This window comes from Azospirillum sp. SYSU D00513 (genome assembly GCF_017356015.1).
Taxonomy (GTDB): domain Bacteria; phylum Pseudomonadota; class Alphaproteobacteria; order Azospirillales; family Azospirillaceae; genus Azospirillum.
In genome coordinates, this window is the sequence record NZ_JAFIQV010000011.1 from 39,727 (window position 1) to 53,952 (window position 14,226).

Sequence of the window (14,226 nt, forward strand, 5' to 3'; positions counted from 1 at the left end):
GTGCCACTATCCTTTCGAGCGAAATCAACCTATCCGTCACCCCCGCGCAAGCGGGGGTCCAGCCTTTGCAGTAGATTGCAGTTACGGTCAGTCCTGGATCCCCGCTTTCGCGGGGATGACGGAGAATTGCATGGCCGCCCGTGCGGTCAAGCGTCGGATAATCTCCACGGCCACGTCGTGGCGTCCTTTCATTTCCTAATGATCTCTTGCGAACGGACCGCATGCCCAATCTGGAAATCCTGAGCCGCCACCCGTCCGGCCCGGCGCGGCCGGTGCCGCTGCTGTTCGTTCATGGCGCCTTTTCCGGCGCCTGGATCTGGGAGGAGAAGTTCCTGCCCTGGTTCGCGGAGCGGGGCTGGGAGGCCCATGCCGTCAGCCTGCGCGGCCATGGCGGCAGCGAGGGGCGCGATCGGCTGGACGGTTTCGGCCTTTCGGATTTCGTGGAGGACGTGCTGGAGACGATGGGGCGGCTGCCCGCCCCGCCGGTCCTGATCGGCCATTCCATGGGCGGGATCGTGGTGCAGCGGGCGCTGGCGCGGCGCGCGGGGCCGGCGGGGGTGCTGATGGCCTCGGCCCCACCCTACGGGCTCTGGCAGTCCACGATGGGGCTGGCTTGGCGAGACCCGGCGGTGTTCCAGCAGATGTCGATGCTGATGGCCTTCGGCTCCCGCTGCACGGACCCGCGCACGCTGCGGCGCGCCATGTTCTCCGGCGCCATGCCGGAGGAGGAGGCCGCGCGCTACGACCGTCGCCTGCAGGAGGAATCGCGCCGCATCCTGATGGAGATCGGCGGCTGGATTCCCTTCCCCGTCCTGCCCCCGCGCGGCACCCCGGTCCTGGTGCTGGGCGCGGAGAAGGACCTGCTCTTCCCCGCCGCCGAGGTGGCGGCCACGGCGCGGATGCTCGGGACGGAGCCGGTCTTTTTCCCCGCCTTGGGCCACGCCATGATGCTGGAAACCGGCTGGGAGGAAGTGGCCCGGCACATCGACGGTTGGCTGGCGGCCCGGCTCCTGGCGCAGGCCGCCTGACGGTCACTCCAAACCGGCCAAGAACTCCATCGCGGCATCCCCGGCCCCGTCAGGCCACTGGTGCGGGTAGAAGCGCCCGCGCGCCGTCCGGTCCTGCGCGTGCGGGCACCAGAGCAGCGGATTCTCGGCATCGTCCGGCCCGTAACGGCGGCAGTTGAAGCGGCGGGGCTCGTCCGGCGCGCTGCCCGGCTCGAGCCCGTTTTGGGCCAGCAGCGCGTTGCGGACGCGCAGGGCCTCCCGCATGGCAACCTGCTCGTCGCGGGGGTTGTGCAGCAGCATCGCGGCGACGGGCGCCGCGCAGTCCTTCGGGCGCGTGATCCCGCCTCCGACCGTGAAGACGCCCCGGACCTTGTTCCCACGCAGGCAGGCGAGGGTGTTGGCGAAGGAGGCGCCGAGCGAATGGCCAACCAGGAACACGCGGCCACGGTCGATGCAGAGGCTCCGCTCCACGCTCGCCAGCAGCGCGTCGAACAGCATAGCGTCGCGCGGGGATTCGGCGGGGTCGCCGGGGTCGGACCAGGTGTAGCGGCCCGACGCGTCGCGCAGCCCGGCCGGATAGACGAAGACGGTCGGCTCTTCCGCCCCCTCCTCCAGCCGGAAATAGCGGCGGACCTCCACATTGCCGTTGGTCCGCCCGTGGAAGGCGATGACCAGCGGGTGCGGCCGGCGCGGGTCGTAGCCCTCGGGTAGCGCCACGATCATCTCCCGGACGCGCCCGCCGACAGTGACGGAGGATGGCGGAGCCGGGCCTTCCGGGCCTGCGCAGCCGGCGGAGAGCCGCCCTCCGTCGTTAACGATTCCACTCGCCTTAGCCGCCGCGCTGGGCAAGAATGCGACAAGGCAAAGCAAGAAAACGAACAGTTTTTCCATACTGCGCTATCGTTCCTTCCGATCCTCCTCTGGGAAACAGCAGCCAGAGGCGTGTGTTACACTTCTGGGTAGGCGGCTTGTTAACCTGCGTTAAAGATTTTAGCGCCAACCTTCACGGCGGCTTAGTGGAGGGTGGCATGCTGGTCGGTGCGGCGGCGCGGAAGAATGTTCTGAAGGCGGCGGTCCTCGGCACCCTGTTGGCGGTCGCCGGCGGCGGCGCGGCACAGGCCGATTCGGTCGCCGTCCAGGCCGGCCCGGCCGGACGCGTGGTCGTGGCGCCGGCAGCCTCATTCCCGGACGCCAGCCTGACACTGACGCGCCAGCGCGATGGCGTCACCATGCGGCTCGACGGCATCGTCACGCCCGCCGTGGAGAAACGCTTCATCGACGCGCTGCGCGCCCTCCCGCCGGACCAGCCCATGGTGCTCGAACTCGCAAGCCCCGGCGGCTACACGGCGGCGGGCTACCGGATGATCGACGCGATCCTGGCGGAGCGCCAGGCCGGCCGGCCGGTGGCGACCCGCGTGAAGGCGGGCGAGGCCTGCGAGAGCATGTGCGTGGGCCTCTACCTGTCCGGCTATCCGCGCTACGCCGCCCCCTCGGCCGAGTTCATGGTGCATGCCCCGCGCGGCGCCCAGTCCGGCACCATGACCTTGCGCTCGACCCGCACGATGGTGAAGCGGCTGGTGGATCTCGGCGCCGCGCGCGGCTGGATCGAGAAGGTCAAGGCCGCCGGCGGCTTTTCCGGCAACATCGATTACCGCGAGCGCGCCGACAGCCTCGCCGCGACCCGGGCCAACATCGTCACCGACCTGATCCGCTGAACTCTCCGGCCGGAGCATCGCCGAACCGAGCCTGAACCAAGCAGGCTTGACCCGGCCATCCGGACATGGAATGCCGAAGGACCGCCCGGCGGCCCCGCGACGCGTCCCGCGCCGCAAGCGGGCCGTGAACCACGGGCCTTCCGGAGTGTTTCCGTTCCATGACCGACAAACCCGTCGATGCCGAACAGCGCAAGCCGGAACCACGCGGGGAAGGCCGCGAGGGCGAGAGCCTTCAGGAGGCCCTGCGCCGCCTCTTCAACAACTCCGAACGGTTCCGGCTCGGGCTGCTGATCTTCGACGCGGCGACGGTCTTCATCTTCATGGCGCTGACCTTCTTCCCGACCTCGCCCTGGACCATCACCATCGACGCCATCCTCGGCGTGCTCCTCCTGATGGAGCTGGTGCTGCGCTTCTACATCGCGCGGAGCAAGCGGGCCTATGTGCTGCGGCTCGGCACGGTCATGGACGTCCTGATCGTCGTCACGCTGCTGATCCCGACCCTGACCGGCAATTTCGTCTTCCTGCGGCTGCTGCGCGCGGTGCGCATCGTGCGCGGCCTGCGGGTGCTGAGGGAGATGCGCGCGCGGGGCGGCTTCTTCCTCCGCCATGGGGAGCTGATCGCCAGCGCCTTCAACCTGATCCTGTTCATCTTCGTGACCAGCGCCGTGGTCTACGAACTCCAGGTCGGCCGCAATCCCGACATCACCAACATCGTCGACGCTGTCTACTTCACCGTCACGACCCTGACGACGACCGGCTTCGGCGACATCACGCTGGTCGGCAACAGCGGGCGGCTGCTGTCCGTCGTCATCATGGTGATCGGAATCTCGCTGTTCGTGAAACTCGCCCAGGCCATCTTCCGGCCGAACAAGGTCCATGTGGAATGCCAGGTCTGCGGCCTGTCCCGCCACGACCCCGACGCCGTCCACTGCAAACACTGCGGCACCGTCGTCCACATCAACACGGAAGGGCTCTGAGGCCCTTACCGGCGCCCCTCACCCCCGCTCGCTCTCCACCAGCCGGCGCGCGACCTCCGGCATGACCGACGCGTCGAGGTTGGCGAAGGCGAAGCGCAGGAAGGCGTCCTGCCCTGGTCCGAACATCGGGCCGGGCAGGCAGAGGATGTTATGACGGGTGGCCAATTCCTGCCCCACCTCCATTGCCGGCCGCCCCTCGAAGGGGTGGCGGACATAGGCGAAATAGGCGCCGATGCTGGCGATGCGGTAACGGGTGCCGGACGCCTCCATCGCGTTCCGGAAGGCGGCGACGCGCCCGGCGATGTCCGCCCGCTTCTCCGCCACCCAGCCGTCCAGATTCTCCAGCCCGAACAGGGCCGCCTTCTGGGCGACGTGCGGCGCGCAGATGGACAGGCAATCCATGACCTTGCCGGCCTGCTCCAGCAGGGCCGGATCGCCGACCACGGCGCCGGCCCGGTAGCCGGCGAGGCTGTAGACCTTCGAGAAGCTGTAGAGATGGATCAGTGTCCGGCCCCAGTCCGGCCGGGCGAACAGGCCGTGCGGCGCGGCACCCTGCCAGTCGGGGAAGTCGCGGTAGGTCTCGTCGAGCAGCAGCCGGATGCCGCGCCGCTCGCACAGCTCGTAGAAGCGGTCGATCAGGGCCGGCGGGGCGATGGCCCCGGTCGGGTTGTTGGGGGTGATGAGGACGACCGCCCGCGTGTTCGCGTCGATCAGCGCTTCCGCCGCCGTGGGGTCGGGGAGCATCCCGTCCTCCTCCCGGCAGGGCAGCGGGCGCGCCTCGATCCCCAGCATGTCCAGCGTCATCTTGTGGTTGAAGTACCAGGGTGCCGGCAGGATCACGTTCTCGCCCGCCCGCGCCAAGGTCATGACGGCGACGACGAAGGCCTGGTTGCAGCCCGATGTCACCAGCGTCCGCTCCGCCGGAACGGGCGCGCCGTAAAGCGCGCTCATCTTCGCGGCCAGCGCTTCCCGCAGGGGCGGGATGCCATTGATGCCGGTGTAGCGGGCGGTGTCCGGCCGGTGCACCTGCTCCGCCAGATGGGCCGACAGCTCTTCCGCCGGCGGGTAGCCGGGGACCGCCTGGCACAGGTCGATCAGCGGCTTGTCCGCCGGGAACTCGCGCCCCTGCACCCAGCGCCAAGCCTCGGCGATGGGCGGAGCCTCGACGGAGAGCAGGAGCGGGTTGATACGGTCGGTCATGGCGGCCCCAGCAGGATGCGCGAAGCGAAAGGGAGGCGGTCTGGATACACGCTCGGCCGCCGGATTTCCACTGCCGCTCCCGCCCGCCGGAGGCCGGAACCGATCCGTGCGGTCCTTGTTGGCAAAAAGGATTTGCCTCGAAGGAGAGTGCCGCATGCCCGAAACGCCGCACCGACGCTCCTTATGGATGGGACTGAGCCTCGCCGCCCTGACCGCCATCTCCGCGCCCGCCCTGGCGCAGGAGGATGAACCGGCCTTCGCGGAGGATGGCATCGCCTCTTGGTACGGGCCGGGTTTTCACGGCCGCAAGACGGCGAGCGGCGAGGTCTTCAACCAGAACGCCATGACGGCGGCGCACAAGGAGCTGCCGCTCGGCAGCCGTGTCACGGTGACGGACGTGGAGACCGGAAAGTCGGTCGAGGTGCTGATCAACGACCGGGGACCCTTCATCGACGGCCGGGTCATCGACCTGTCGCGGGGTGCGGCCCGCGAGCTGGGGATCATCGAACAGGGCGTCGCCGAGGTCCGCGTCGAGATGCCGGCCGGGGAACTCGCTTTCGAGGAGGAAGTCGCCGAGACCTCCCATTCCGAGACGGAAAACGCGACGCCCTAGCCGCGGGCGCTCAGCGCCGCCACTCGCGGTTGGACTTCACGAAATCGGTCAGGGTGACGCCGATCTTGTCGTCGATGATGGCGACCTCGCCGCGCGCGACCAGCACGCCCTCGACATAGACGTCGGTCGGGTCCTTCAGGTGCCGGTCCAGTTCCACCACGGCGCCGCGGCCGAGCTTCAGCAGGTCGCGCACGCGCAGCATCGCCGTGCCGATCACCACCTTGATCTCCACCGGCGCGTCACCGATGGCGAAGGCGTCGGTGTCCCCATCCTTGGAGGAGGCGCTGCCGAGCAGATCGTCGATGTTCGTCATGGCGGCTTCCTTCGGACGCGGGCTGGGGCTCGGCGGGCTTCCGCAGAGTTTCCGCCCTTTATACCCCCGCAGGAGTACTCCGGCAAACGGAGCCGCGTGCCGGCCCTGCGACAAGGTTGGGCGGCAGCCCCCTTTGACGGGTGTGACGGCCTTGTCCACTGCTGTTAGTCTGCCCGGCGAACCGACACATGCGACAGGAAATCCGCCATGACCACCCCGCCGCTCGCCCCTCCCCTGGTCGATGCCGCTTGGCTGCGGACGGCGCTCGGCCGGACCGGCCTCGTGGTGCTGGACGTGCGGTCCCCGGCGGACGGTCCGACCATTCCGGAGGCGGTCCACGCCGATTATGCCAAGGCCGGCTGGCGCGCGACGGTCAACGGGATGCCCGGCTTCCTGCCGGAGGTGCCGGTTCTGGAGGCGCTGATCGGCGGGCTCGGCATCGGCAACCCTGACCATGTGGTGGTCGTGTCCTCCGGTGCCAACGCGGCGGACATGGGCAACGCCACACGGGTCTACTGGACCTTCAAGGCACTGGGCCATGACGCCGTGTCGGTGCTGGACGGCGGCATGGCCGCCTGGACGGCCGATCCGTCCAACCCCGTGGGGCTGGAGCCGGCGACCCTCCCGCCCAAGCTCTTCAAGGCTTCACCCCGCCCGGAGCTGCGCGCCACGCTGGCGGAGGTGGAGAAGGCGGTCGCCGCCGGCACGGTGCCGCTCGTCGACTCCCGCTCCGCCGAGCAGTTCGCCGGCAAGGCGAAGAGCCCCACCGCCCGCGCCGCCGGCACCCTGCCCGGCGCCGTCCACATCGACAACGCGAGCTTCTATTCCGCCGCGGACAAGCGCTTCGTCACGCCTGAGACTGTCCGTACCCTGGCCAGCCAGGCGGGCGCGACGCAGGACGCCCCCATCGCCTTCTGCAACACCGGCCACCTCGCCTCCGTCGCCTGGTTCGCCATGAGCGAACTGGCCGGCATCCCCGGCGTGCGGCTCTACGACGGCTCCATGACCGAATGGACCGCCGACCCGTCGCGCCCGCTGAAGAACGGCGAGGGGGCCTAAGAGCGGGTCGGCCGCCGGCGCAGCCGGGCGAGGTCGGCGCGGCGGAGCAGGCCCAGCCCAATGGCGAGGAGGCCGTAGGCGAGGCCCCCGGCCGCGACCAGGAGCGCCAGCGCCACGACGCGCTCGAACAGGCCGTTGGCGGTCAGCCAGGGCGCCAGTTGCGTCTGGGCGAGCCACAGCACCGCCCCCATGCCGGCGGCGGCCACAGCCATGCGCGGCAGGTTGCGGAACAGGCGGGCGTCGGGCGTGAAGAGGCCGCGCCTCGTCAGCAGGAAGGCCAGCAGCCCGGCGTTCACCCAGGCCGAGACCGACGTCGCGACCGCCAGCCCCACCTGGGCCAGCGGCCCCATCAGCGCGAATTTCAGCGCGACGTTCACCGCCACGGCGACGACGGCGATCCGCACCGGCGTGCGGGTGTCGTGCCGGGCGTAGAAGCCGTTCACGAGGCTGCGGATCACCACGAAGGCGGGCAGCCCCAGCGCGTAGGCCTGGAGCGTGGCAGCCGAGGCCAGCGCGTCGCTCCGCCCGAAGGCGCCGTGCTGGAACAGCACCGACAGGATCGGCAGGCCCGACACCAGGAAGGCCACCGCCGCCGGCAGGGTCAGGACCAGCGACAGCTCGACGGCCCGGTTCTGGCTCTCGACCGCCCCGGTCTCGTCGCCGCCCTTGATGCGCCGCGCCATCTCCGGCAGCAGCACCGTCCCCACCGCGATGCCGATCACCCCCAGCGGAAGCTGGTTCAGCCGGTCGGCGTAGTAGAGGTATGAAACCGCCCCGGTCGGCAGGGCCGACGCGATGAGCGTGTCGGCGAACAGGCTGATCTGGGTGAGGCCGGAGCCGAGGATCGCCGGGCCGAGCACCACCAGGAAGCGCTTCATGTCCGCGTCCAGCCGCGGCAGGCGCGGCAGAAGCCCCATGCCGGCGCGTCGCGCGTCGCGGGCGAGATACAGGTACTGCGCGATGCCCGCCGCCAGCACGCCCCAGGACAGGGCGTGGCCCGCCGTGGGCATCAGTGGCGCGGCGACCACCAGCGCCCCGATGAGACAGAGATTCAGCAGGATGGGTGCGGCGGCCGCCGCCGCGAAGCGGTCCATGCTGTTCAGCACCCCGCCCAGCAGCGACACCAGCGAGATGAAGAGCAGGTAGGGAAAGGTGATGCTGGTGAACAGCACGGCCAGCTCGAACTTCGCCGGCTCATCGGCGAAGCCCGGGGCGAACACCGTCATGAAGGCGGGCATGAAGGCCAGCACCGCCACCAGCAGCAGCGTCTGCGTTCCCAGCAGCAGCCCCATGACCCGCTCGGCGAAGCCCTTCGCTGCCTCCTTCCCCTCCTGCACCAGCTTGCCCGAGAAGAGCGGCACGAAGGCGGCGTTGAAGGCCCCCTCGGCGAAGAGCGAGCGGAAGTGGTTCGGCAGCCGGAAGGCGACGAAGAAGGCGTCGGCGACTGGCCCCGCGCCCAGCAGGGCGGCTGTCAGGATGTCGCGCAGGAAGCCGAGAACCCGGCTGACGAGCGTCAGCCCGCCGACCGACAGGATTTTGCGAAGCAAGGGGCGCGTCCGGAAAAAGGGGCCAGAAGGAGCGGAAAGGCGGATGGAAAAGCGGCGCCATCCTAGCGATTTCCGCCCCCGCGTCACGCGCTACACGGAGCCGGGGCTGTTGAAAATTGCTGACACCAATGCCGGAGCGCCGTTTGCCCGGCTCATCCGCCCTTTGCTAGGATCGCGGCCGTCCCTTTCCGCTACCCCCGTACCGCACCTCCCTCACTGCCCCCCTCACCGCAACCATTGGATCAACGTCATGCCCCAGGGCCTTCCCCTCACCTATCTGGAAGCCGGCGAGGCCGTCGGCGGCACGCCGCTCCTGGTGCTGCACGGCCTGTTCGGCTCGGCGCGCAACTGGCAGACGCTCGCCAAGCGCTTCGGCGAGCGGCGCCACGTCTACGCGCTCGACCTGCGCAACCATGGCGGCTCGCCCTGGTCGGACGAGATGGACTACCCGTCCATGGCGGAGGACCTGCTGCGCTTCCTGGACGACCGTGGCTACGCGCGGGCGGCGATCCTCGGCCATTCCATGGGCGGCAAGGCGGCGATGACCTTCGCTCTCAACCATCCGGACCGGGTGGAACGGCTCTTCGTGCTGGACATCGCGCCGGTCCATTACACCCACACCCACGCGCCCTACGTCGCGGCGATGAAGCGCGCCGACCTGGAGGGCCGCACCCGCCGGGCGGAGGTGGAGTCGCAGCTCACCGGGAGCGTGCCCGACGCCGGCCTGCGCGCCTTCCTCCTGCAGAATCTCGTGATGGAGGATGGGCGCTTCCAATGGCGCCTGAACCTCGACGCGCTGGCCGGCAACATGGACTGGCTGATCGGTTTCCCGGAGTTCGGCGAGGCCCGCTACGAGGGGCCGTCGCTCTTCGTCGGCGGCAGCCGGTCCGACTACATCACGCCGGACGCCGAGCCGGCGATCCTGCGCCATTTCCCGAAGGCGGCTGTGCGGATGGTGGAGGGTGCGGGCCACTGGCTGCACGCCGAAAAGCCCGAGGAGTTCGCGCGGCTCGTGGAAGACTTCATCTGATCCAAAAGAAAAACGGGGGCCGAAAGGCCCCCGTTCTCCTGTGCGGGACGGCTCCGGACGGGAGCCGACGCGTCAGATCGCACCCTGGCGGGCACCCGACTTGGCGCCGGACGTACCCGGCGTCTGGCGCAGCGCGTCGTGCAGGTAGGGCGACAGCGACTGGCGCATGCCGCGCAGCCACTCGTGGATGACGATCAGCGAACGCGAGGCGACCGGCGGCGTCATGCCGAGCTTCACCAGATCCTCGCGGGTCATGGCGGCCACCTGGTCCAGCCGGTGGCCGGTCAGGCGCGCCCAGGCCGGGGCCGAGCAGGGCGGCATGGAGATGACCTGAAGGCCTTCCTTCTCCATCATCTCGGCCTTGCGCTTGGCGTACTGGCTGTCCTCGAGCTGGCTGAAGGGGCCGGCGTTGCCGTTCTCGACCAGGACGCGCTTGGCCTTCGGAGCGATGGTCGCGATGCGCTCCAGCGTCGTCATGCCGGTGGAGAGCGAAGCGAGGTCCACGGTGACCGGCACCATGAAGGTCAGCCGCTCGCCTTCGCCGACGTAATAGTCGAAGCCCGACACCTCGGCCCAGTTGAAGAACCACTGGGAGATGTTGCCGCCGAAGTCGAACAGACGGCCGCCGCGCTGAAGTTCCGGGCCGATCATGTCCCAGAACTCGTAGAAGCCGTCGCCCGACCCCATCATGTTCATGAAGTCCTGGGTGATGCGGCGGTGCTCCACCATCTCCGTGCCGAACAGGCGGGCCAGGCGCTCGTTCACCTCATATTCGACGACCTTGAGCTGAAGGCCCTCGATCATGGCGGTCGCCATCAGGTGATGGGACAGCAGCGTCTTGCCGACACCGCCGCGGTCATTGAGGACGAAGATCGTGCCCAGCATGCGATCGCCTTTCAAAGTTCTGTTCGTTGTGTCGTCGCTGATCGACGAGATGGTGGGTGACGGAACGGGTCTTGGTTCGGACGCAATCGTAACGGCCTTCCCCGCGGGCTCCGCCGCGGCCGGTGCCACAGCGGGTTCCGGAGCGGCTTCGGCCATGGGGGACGGCACCGCGACGGCCACGGGTTCGGATGCCGGCTCGCCACCTTCGGAGGCGGCATGCGGAGCCACCTCCGGCAGGGTTCCGGCATCGCTTTCCGTGACGGCCTCGGCCTGGTTCTCGTCAGCTTGAGCCTGACGAGCCTCGATGCCGGTGGCCGGAACCTCCGCGGCAGTCACTTCCGGATCGGAAACGGCTGCTGCCGCGGCATCGGGTGCGGAGGCGGTGCCGGTCTCCGCCACAGGCGCGGCATTGGCCTCCGCCGTCGTCTTCTCGCCCTCGGTCCGGGGAAGCCCGGCCTGGAGTGCCGCGCGGTGGATCGCGTCGAGCGTCTCGTCCGATGCCGTGCCGGTCGTCTCCCCATCGGAGGCGGCGCCCTGCCCGCCATTCCCCTCGGTAGGCCCGCCTTCGTTTCCGACCAGGAAGAAGGCCGAGCGAAGCGTGACCGGGGAGATGGGCTGGTTGTCGCGCGCCGTCACGCCGAGCTTCGCCAGCAGGTCGGAGATCTCGGCCCAGGACAGGCCGCGTTCCCGCATCAGGCTGATGTCGGCGTAGCTGTCGCGCACCGCCTGCATGGCGCTGCGGTTGCCGGCAGGGCGATCGGCTAGGAGACGCTCGAGTTCCACGCGATCAATCGACACCGTGACATTCCGGCAATAAAGGCGTTGAAAAAGGTTAACGGAACCTTCGTAGGCCAAAGGAAACATACCCCTGACCGCCGAAAAATAGTACAAGCAGCCTTGTGGCGCAAACGGTTTCCAACCGTGCTCAACTGCATTAAACATGTGACACGAAACAAACTTGTGACACGCGGCGGCGTGTCCGTGAGCAAGTCGATCAGGTGCCAGTGGTTGTGGCCAGAGGCAAGGCCCGGGGTTTGGGGAAGATGACCCACGATTACCGATCCGCGAACCAGTCCACCGACGCATGGCCGGGCGCTCGGCCCGACGCGGCCCCGCGCTCCATCGGGTTCCACGAGCTGCGGCAGGCCTGCGAGATTTCTGCCCTGCGCGAGGACCTGGAACGCATCGTCCGCGGCACGGAGTCGCTGCGCGACGGGATCGAGGAAGCGGTGGACGAGGTCCGCAACCGCTTTGCCGCGCTCACGGCCGAGGAGCTGGCCGACTCGACAAAGATGGCGCCCCTTCTCGAATTCGCCGTCGCCTCGCTGCTGGAGATCCGGGAACAGGCACGCGCCCTGAACACCAGCAACGGCGCGGTGCCGGACGACGAGCGCCCTTCCTGGAGCGCGCCCGCACGCACGGCGCCCGTCCCGGCGGCACCCTCCTTCCTCAAGCCGCCCGCGCCGAACCCGTCCCTGACGCCGCCTCCGGCGCCCGCCTCCCTCGCGCCGCCGGCGGCCTGGACACCCTCCGCGCCGGCTTCCTTGCCGACCGCCCCCCGGCCGGCAGCACCGCCCGCCGCGGCACCCGCGCCGTCCATGTCCTGGCTGAACTCGGCCAAGGCGCCGCCGGAGCGTGGCCCGGCGCCGCGCGGCGCCTCTCCCTCGGCCCCCGGCAAGGGCGTGGACTGGCTCGGCCCGGCGCGGAGCTGATGCTCCAGGGCACGTGACGGGAATGCCACGGCGCCGCGAATCCGGGTGCCCTCCTGGGCTGCGTTGCGTTTCCGGTTGATCTTTCGCGCGTGCGGCACTACCCCTTTCTGAATTGGTAAATGATTTTTTACCAAAATGACACAGAGGCGCAGGGGTAGCCGTGTTGCAGGACGACGCCGACCTGAAATCCCGCCCGGCGGACAGCCGCAGGCCGACGGCCGCGGGCGTTCCGCCCTCGCTCCGCCTGATGATCGTGGAGGACGAAGCGCTGACCGCGCAGGCGGTCGGGCTCGCCCTGACCGATCTTGGCCATGTCGTCTGCGGCACCGCCCGCACCGAGGCCGAGGCGGTCGAGCTGGCCGGACGCGAGCGCCCCGACGCGGTGCTGATGGATGTCCGGCTCGCCGGCGGCGATGGCATCGAAGCGGCGCGGCGGCTCAACGCGAATTACGGAATCCGGTCGATCTTCCTGTCCGGCTACGCCAACCACGGCGTCATGGCCCGCATTACCGAGACCTACCCGCTGGGCGTGGTCCACAAGCCCTTCTCGACCGCGCAGCTGAAGGTCGCCGTCGAGCTTGCGGCGCGGCGCCTGCGCGCGACGCGCGGCTGAAACTCCGAACGCCTCGGACGAAGCCAAGCCCGAACGGCGAAAGGGCCGCTTCCCCACCGGGAAGCGGCCCTTTTCGTATTCGCGGCGCCAGGATGCCGCAGAGGCATCCACCGGCCCCTTACTCCTGGATGAAGGCCTTCACGTAGGAGGTCTTCAGCGGCTGGACCAGATAGTCGAGCGGGGTGCGCGCCGACAGCAGGATGCGCGCCTCGACCGGCATGCCGGGCTTGATCTTCAGGTTGTGGACCTGGTGCGGATCGGCGCCCTCCAGGCGGATGCGGGCCAGGTAATAGTCCTGGCGGGTGTTCGGGTCCTGGACGCGGTCGGCGGAGACATAGACGACCTTGCCGTCCAGCGAGCCGACGACGCGGGTGTCGTAGGCGGTCAGTTCCACCTTCACCGGCAGGTCGAGCGTCAGCGACTTGATGTCCTTCGGCTGCACGCGGACCTCGGCCAGCAGGGCACGCTCGTCCGGGACGATGTCGAGGACCGGCTCGTTCGGGGTGATGGTGCCGCCGACGGCCGGGTGGCCGTGCATCACGACGGTGCCGTCGTCCGGCGCCTTGATGTCGCGGTTTGCGAGTCGGTTGGCGGCGTCGCGGATCTGCTCGGCCAGCTTCGGCACCTCGCCGCGGGCCTTCTCCAGGTCGATCAGCACCTTCTCGCGGAAATCGGCCTGACGCTGCACCAGCTCGCCCTTGGCATCGACCAGGGCCTGCTTGGTCTGGCCGATCTTGGCCTCCAGCTCGCGGTCGCGGCCCTTCTGGCTGGCCTCTTCCTTCTGCTGCTCGACCAGCTTGGTGCGGGTGGCGTTGCCGCGCTCGAGGAGTTGCTTGGTGATGCGCAGGTCGTCCTCGATCAGCGCGATCTCGCGGGCGAGGAACTCGCGCTGGCCCTGCAGGCTCTTGGTCTGCTCGCCCAGCGTCGCGATGCGCTCCTCGATCAGGGTCGCCTCGGTCTTCAGCTGCGCGCGGCGCACCTGGAAGAGGGTCTCCTGGTTGTCCATCAGCTTGCGCACGGCGAGGCTGGCGCTGCGGCGCTTCACCAGTTCTTCCGGCCATTCGATGGCCGGGCGCTCGAACAGCTCGGCCGACAGGCGGGCCTCAAGGGCCATGGCGTCGAGCCAGGAGGCGGTCAGCACCTCCAGCCGCGTGGCGGCCTCGGTGGCGTCCAGACGCATCAGGATCTGGCCGGCCTTCACCCGGTCGCCCTCGCGGGCCAGGATCTGCTGGATCTGGCCGCCGTCGGAATGCTTGACGATCTTGCGGCCGGTTTCCGGCGCCAGCATGCCCGACGCCGAGACGGCGCTGTGCAGCGGAGCCAGGCCGGCCCAGGCGGTCATCCCGCCGAACCCCACCGCCAGGACCAGGAAGCCCCCCGTCAGCAGGCCGCTCACCCGCGTGTCCGGAGCCAGCGCGCGCAGCGCGGCCAGCGACGTCATGGTCTTGGTCTTGAGAGAAGCGGTGGTCGTCATCATCGGTAAAATCCTTTTTGCCTTATCGCATCCGGTTCGCGGCGCCCCAGCCCTGTGGCCGGGGACCGCGCAGGTCGGTCG

The 14,226-nt window shown here is 69.4% G+C and carries 14 protein-coding genes; 8 read left to right on the forward strand and 6 right to left on the reverse strand.

What is annotated here, in order from left to right; genetic code table 11:
- The first annotated feature begins 221 nt into the window (after window positions 1-221).
- Window positions 222-1,028, forward strand: coding sequence for an alpha/beta fold hydrolase (locus JUB11_RS10390; protein ID WP_207458460.1), 807 nt, complete (start codon window positions 222-224; stop codon window positions 1,026-1,028).
- A gap of 3 nt (window positions 1,029-1,031) precedes the next feature.
- Here JUB11_RS10390 and JUB11_RS10395 read toward each other — a convergent pair whose 3' ends face one another.
- The gene (locus JUB11_RS10395; RefSeq protein WP_207458461.1) at window positions 1,032-1,724 is read right to left on the reverse strand and encodes an alpha/beta fold hydrolase; all 693 of its coding nucleotides are present in this window, start codon (window positions 1,722-1,724) and stop codon (window positions 1,032-1,034) included.
- Between the two features lie 311 nt (window positions 1,725-2,035).
- On the opposite strand from JUB11_RS10395, the gene JUB11_RS10400 reads away from it, so the two are divergent.
- The gene (locus JUB11_RS10400; protein WP_207458462.1) at window positions 2,036-2,722 is read left to right on the forward strand and encodes an ATP-dependent Clp protease proteolytic subunit; all 687 of its coding nucleotides are present in this window, start codon (window positions 2,036-2,038) and stop codon (window positions 2,720-2,722) included.
- Between the two features lie 158 nt (window positions 2,723-2,880).
- Window positions 2,881-3,699: an ion channel gene (locus tag JUB11_RS10405; RefSeq protein ID WP_207458463.1), complete on the forward strand. Its 819-nt coding sequence runs from the start codon at window positions 2,881-2,883 to the stop codon at window positions 3,697-3,699.
- 18 nt (window positions 3,700-3,717) lie between these two features.
- On the opposite strand, the gene JUB11_RS10410 is transcribed toward JUB11_RS10405, so the two are convergent.
- A complete protein-coding gene (locus JUB11_RS10410; protein ID WP_207458464.1) occupies window positions 3,718-4,899 on the reverse strand; it encodes an aminotransferase in 1,182 nt (393 codons plus the stop codon).
- A 154-nt stretch (window positions 4,900-5,053) separates the two neighbouring features.
- Between JUB11_RS10410 and JUB11_RS10415 the strand changes: the two genes are divergently transcribed.
- Complete coding sequence (locus tag JUB11_RS10415) at window positions 5,054-5,512, forward strand: septal ring lytic transglycosylase RlpA family protein (RefSeq protein WP_207458465.1); 459 nt, start codon at window positions 5,054-5,056, stop codon at window positions 5,510-5,512.
- A 10-nt stretch (window positions 5,513-5,522) separates the two neighbouring features.
- Here the strand turns inward: JUB11_RS10415 and fliN are convergent, their stop codons facing one another.
- Window positions 5,523-5,825 carry a flagellar motor switch protein FliN gene (gene fliN, locus JUB11_RS10420; RefSeq protein WP_207458466.1) on the reverse strand — a complete coding sequence of 101 codons (303 nt, stop codon included), beginning with the start codon at window positions 5,823-5,825 and terminating at the stop codon, window positions 5,523-5,525.
- 207 nt (window positions 5,826-6,032) lie between these two features.
- Here fliN and JUB11_RS10425 point away from each other — a divergent pair, with 207 nt between their 5' ends.
- Window positions 6,033-6,884 (forward strand): rhodanese-like domain-containing protein, encoded by an 852-nt coding sequence (locus JUB11_RS10425; RefSeq protein WP_207458467.1) that lies wholly within the window; start codon window positions 6,033-6,035, stop codon window positions 6,882-6,884.
- Here the strand turns inward: JUB11_RS10425 and murJ are convergent.
- Entirely contained in the window at window positions 6,881-8,431 is a 1,551-nt protein-coding gene (murJ, locus tag JUB11_RS10430; protein WP_207458468.1) for a murein biosynthesis integral membrane protein MurJ, read from the reverse strand. The two genes, JUB11_RS10425 and murJ, sit on opposite strands and share 4 nt — an antisense overlap.
- Before the next feature lie 250 nt (window positions 8,432-8,681).
- Between murJ and JUB11_RS10435 the strand changes: the two genes are divergently transcribed.
- Window positions 8,682-9,461: an alpha/beta fold hydrolase gene (locus JUB11_RS10435; protein WP_207458469.1), complete on the forward strand. Its 780-nt coding sequence runs from the start codon at window positions 8,682-8,684 to the stop codon at window positions 9,459-9,461.
- A 72-nt stretch (window positions 9,462-9,533) separates the two neighbouring features.
- On the opposite strand, the gene JUB11_RS10440 is transcribed toward JUB11_RS10435, so the two are convergent.
- Window positions 9,534-11,144 (reverse strand): hypothetical protein, encoded by a 1,611-nt coding sequence (locus tag JUB11_RS10440; RefSeq protein ID WP_207458470.1) that lies wholly within the window; start codon window positions 11,142-11,144, stop codon window positions 9,534-9,536.
- Window positions 11,145-11,389: 245 nt separating this feature from the next.
- Here JUB11_RS10440 and JUB11_RS10445 point away from each other — a divergent pair, with 245 nt between their 5' ends.
- Both JUB11_RS10445 and JUB11_RS10450 read left to right on the forward strand, forming a co-directional pair.
- The gene (locus tag JUB11_RS10445) at window positions 11,390-12,058 is read left to right on the forward strand and encodes a hypothetical protein (protein ID WP_207458471.1); all 669 of its coding nucleotides are present in this window, start codon (window positions 11,390-11,392) and stop codon (window positions 12,056-12,058) included.
- A gap of 160 nt (window positions 12,059-12,218) precedes the next feature.
- Window positions 12,219-12,671 carry a response regulator gene (locus JUB11_RS10450; protein ID WP_348771406.1) on the forward strand — a complete coding sequence of 151 codons (453 nt, stop codon included), beginning with the start codon at window positions 12,219-12,221 and terminating at the stop codon, window positions 12,669-12,671.
- A gap of 118 nt (window positions 12,672-12,789) precedes the next feature.
- Here JUB11_RS10450 and JUB11_RS10455 read toward each other — a convergent pair whose 3' ends face one another.
- The gene (locus JUB11_RS10455) at window positions 12,790-14,148 is read right to left on the reverse strand and encodes an HlyD family type I secretion periplasmic adaptor subunit (RefSeq protein WP_207458472.1); all 1,359 of its coding nucleotides are present in this window, start codon (window positions 14,146-14,148) and stop codon (window positions 12,790-12,792) included.
- Window positions 14,149-14,226 lie beyond the last annotated feature (78 nt).

Coding starts and splice junctions, on each gene's coding strand:
- JUB11_RS10435 (WP_207458469.1), top strand. CDS start 8,682: ATGCCCCAGGGCCTTCCCCTCACCTATCTGGAAGCCGGCGAGGCCGTC.
- JUB11_RS10415 (WP_207458465.1), top strand. CDS start 5,054: ATGCCCGAAACGCCGCACCGACGCTCCTTATGGATGGGACTGAGCCTC.
- JUB11_RS10400 (WP_207458462.1), top strand. CDS start 2,036: ATGCTGGTCGGTGCGGCGGCGCGGAAGAATGTTCTGAAGGCGGCGGTC.
- JUB11_RS10405 (WP_207458463.1), top strand. CDS start 2,881: ATGACCGACAAACCCGTCGATGCCGAACAGCGCAAGCCGGAACCACGC.
- JUB11_RS10455 (WP_207458472.1), bottom strand. CDS start 14,148: ATGATGACGACCACCGCTTCTCTCAAGACCAAGACCATGACGTCGCTG.
- fliN (WP_207458466.1), bottom strand. CDS start 5,825: ATGACGAACATCGACGATCTGCTCGGCAGCGCCTCCTCCAAGGATGGG.
- JUB11_RS10390 (WP_207458460.1), top strand. CDS start 222: ATGCCCAATCTGGAAATCCTGAGCCGCCACCCGTCCGGCCCGGCGCGG.
- JUB11_RS10425 (WP_207458467.1), top strand. CDS start 6,033: ATGACCACCCCGCCGCTCGCCCCTCCCCTGGTCGATGCCGCTTGGCTG.
- JUB11_RS10410 (WP_207458464.1), bottom strand. CDS start 4,899: ATGACCGACCGTATCAACCCGCTCCTGCTCTCCGTCGAGGCTCCGCCC.
- JUB11_RS10445 (WP_207458471.1), top strand. CDS start 11,390: ATGACCCACGATTACCGATCCGCGAACCAGTCCACCGACGCATGGCCG.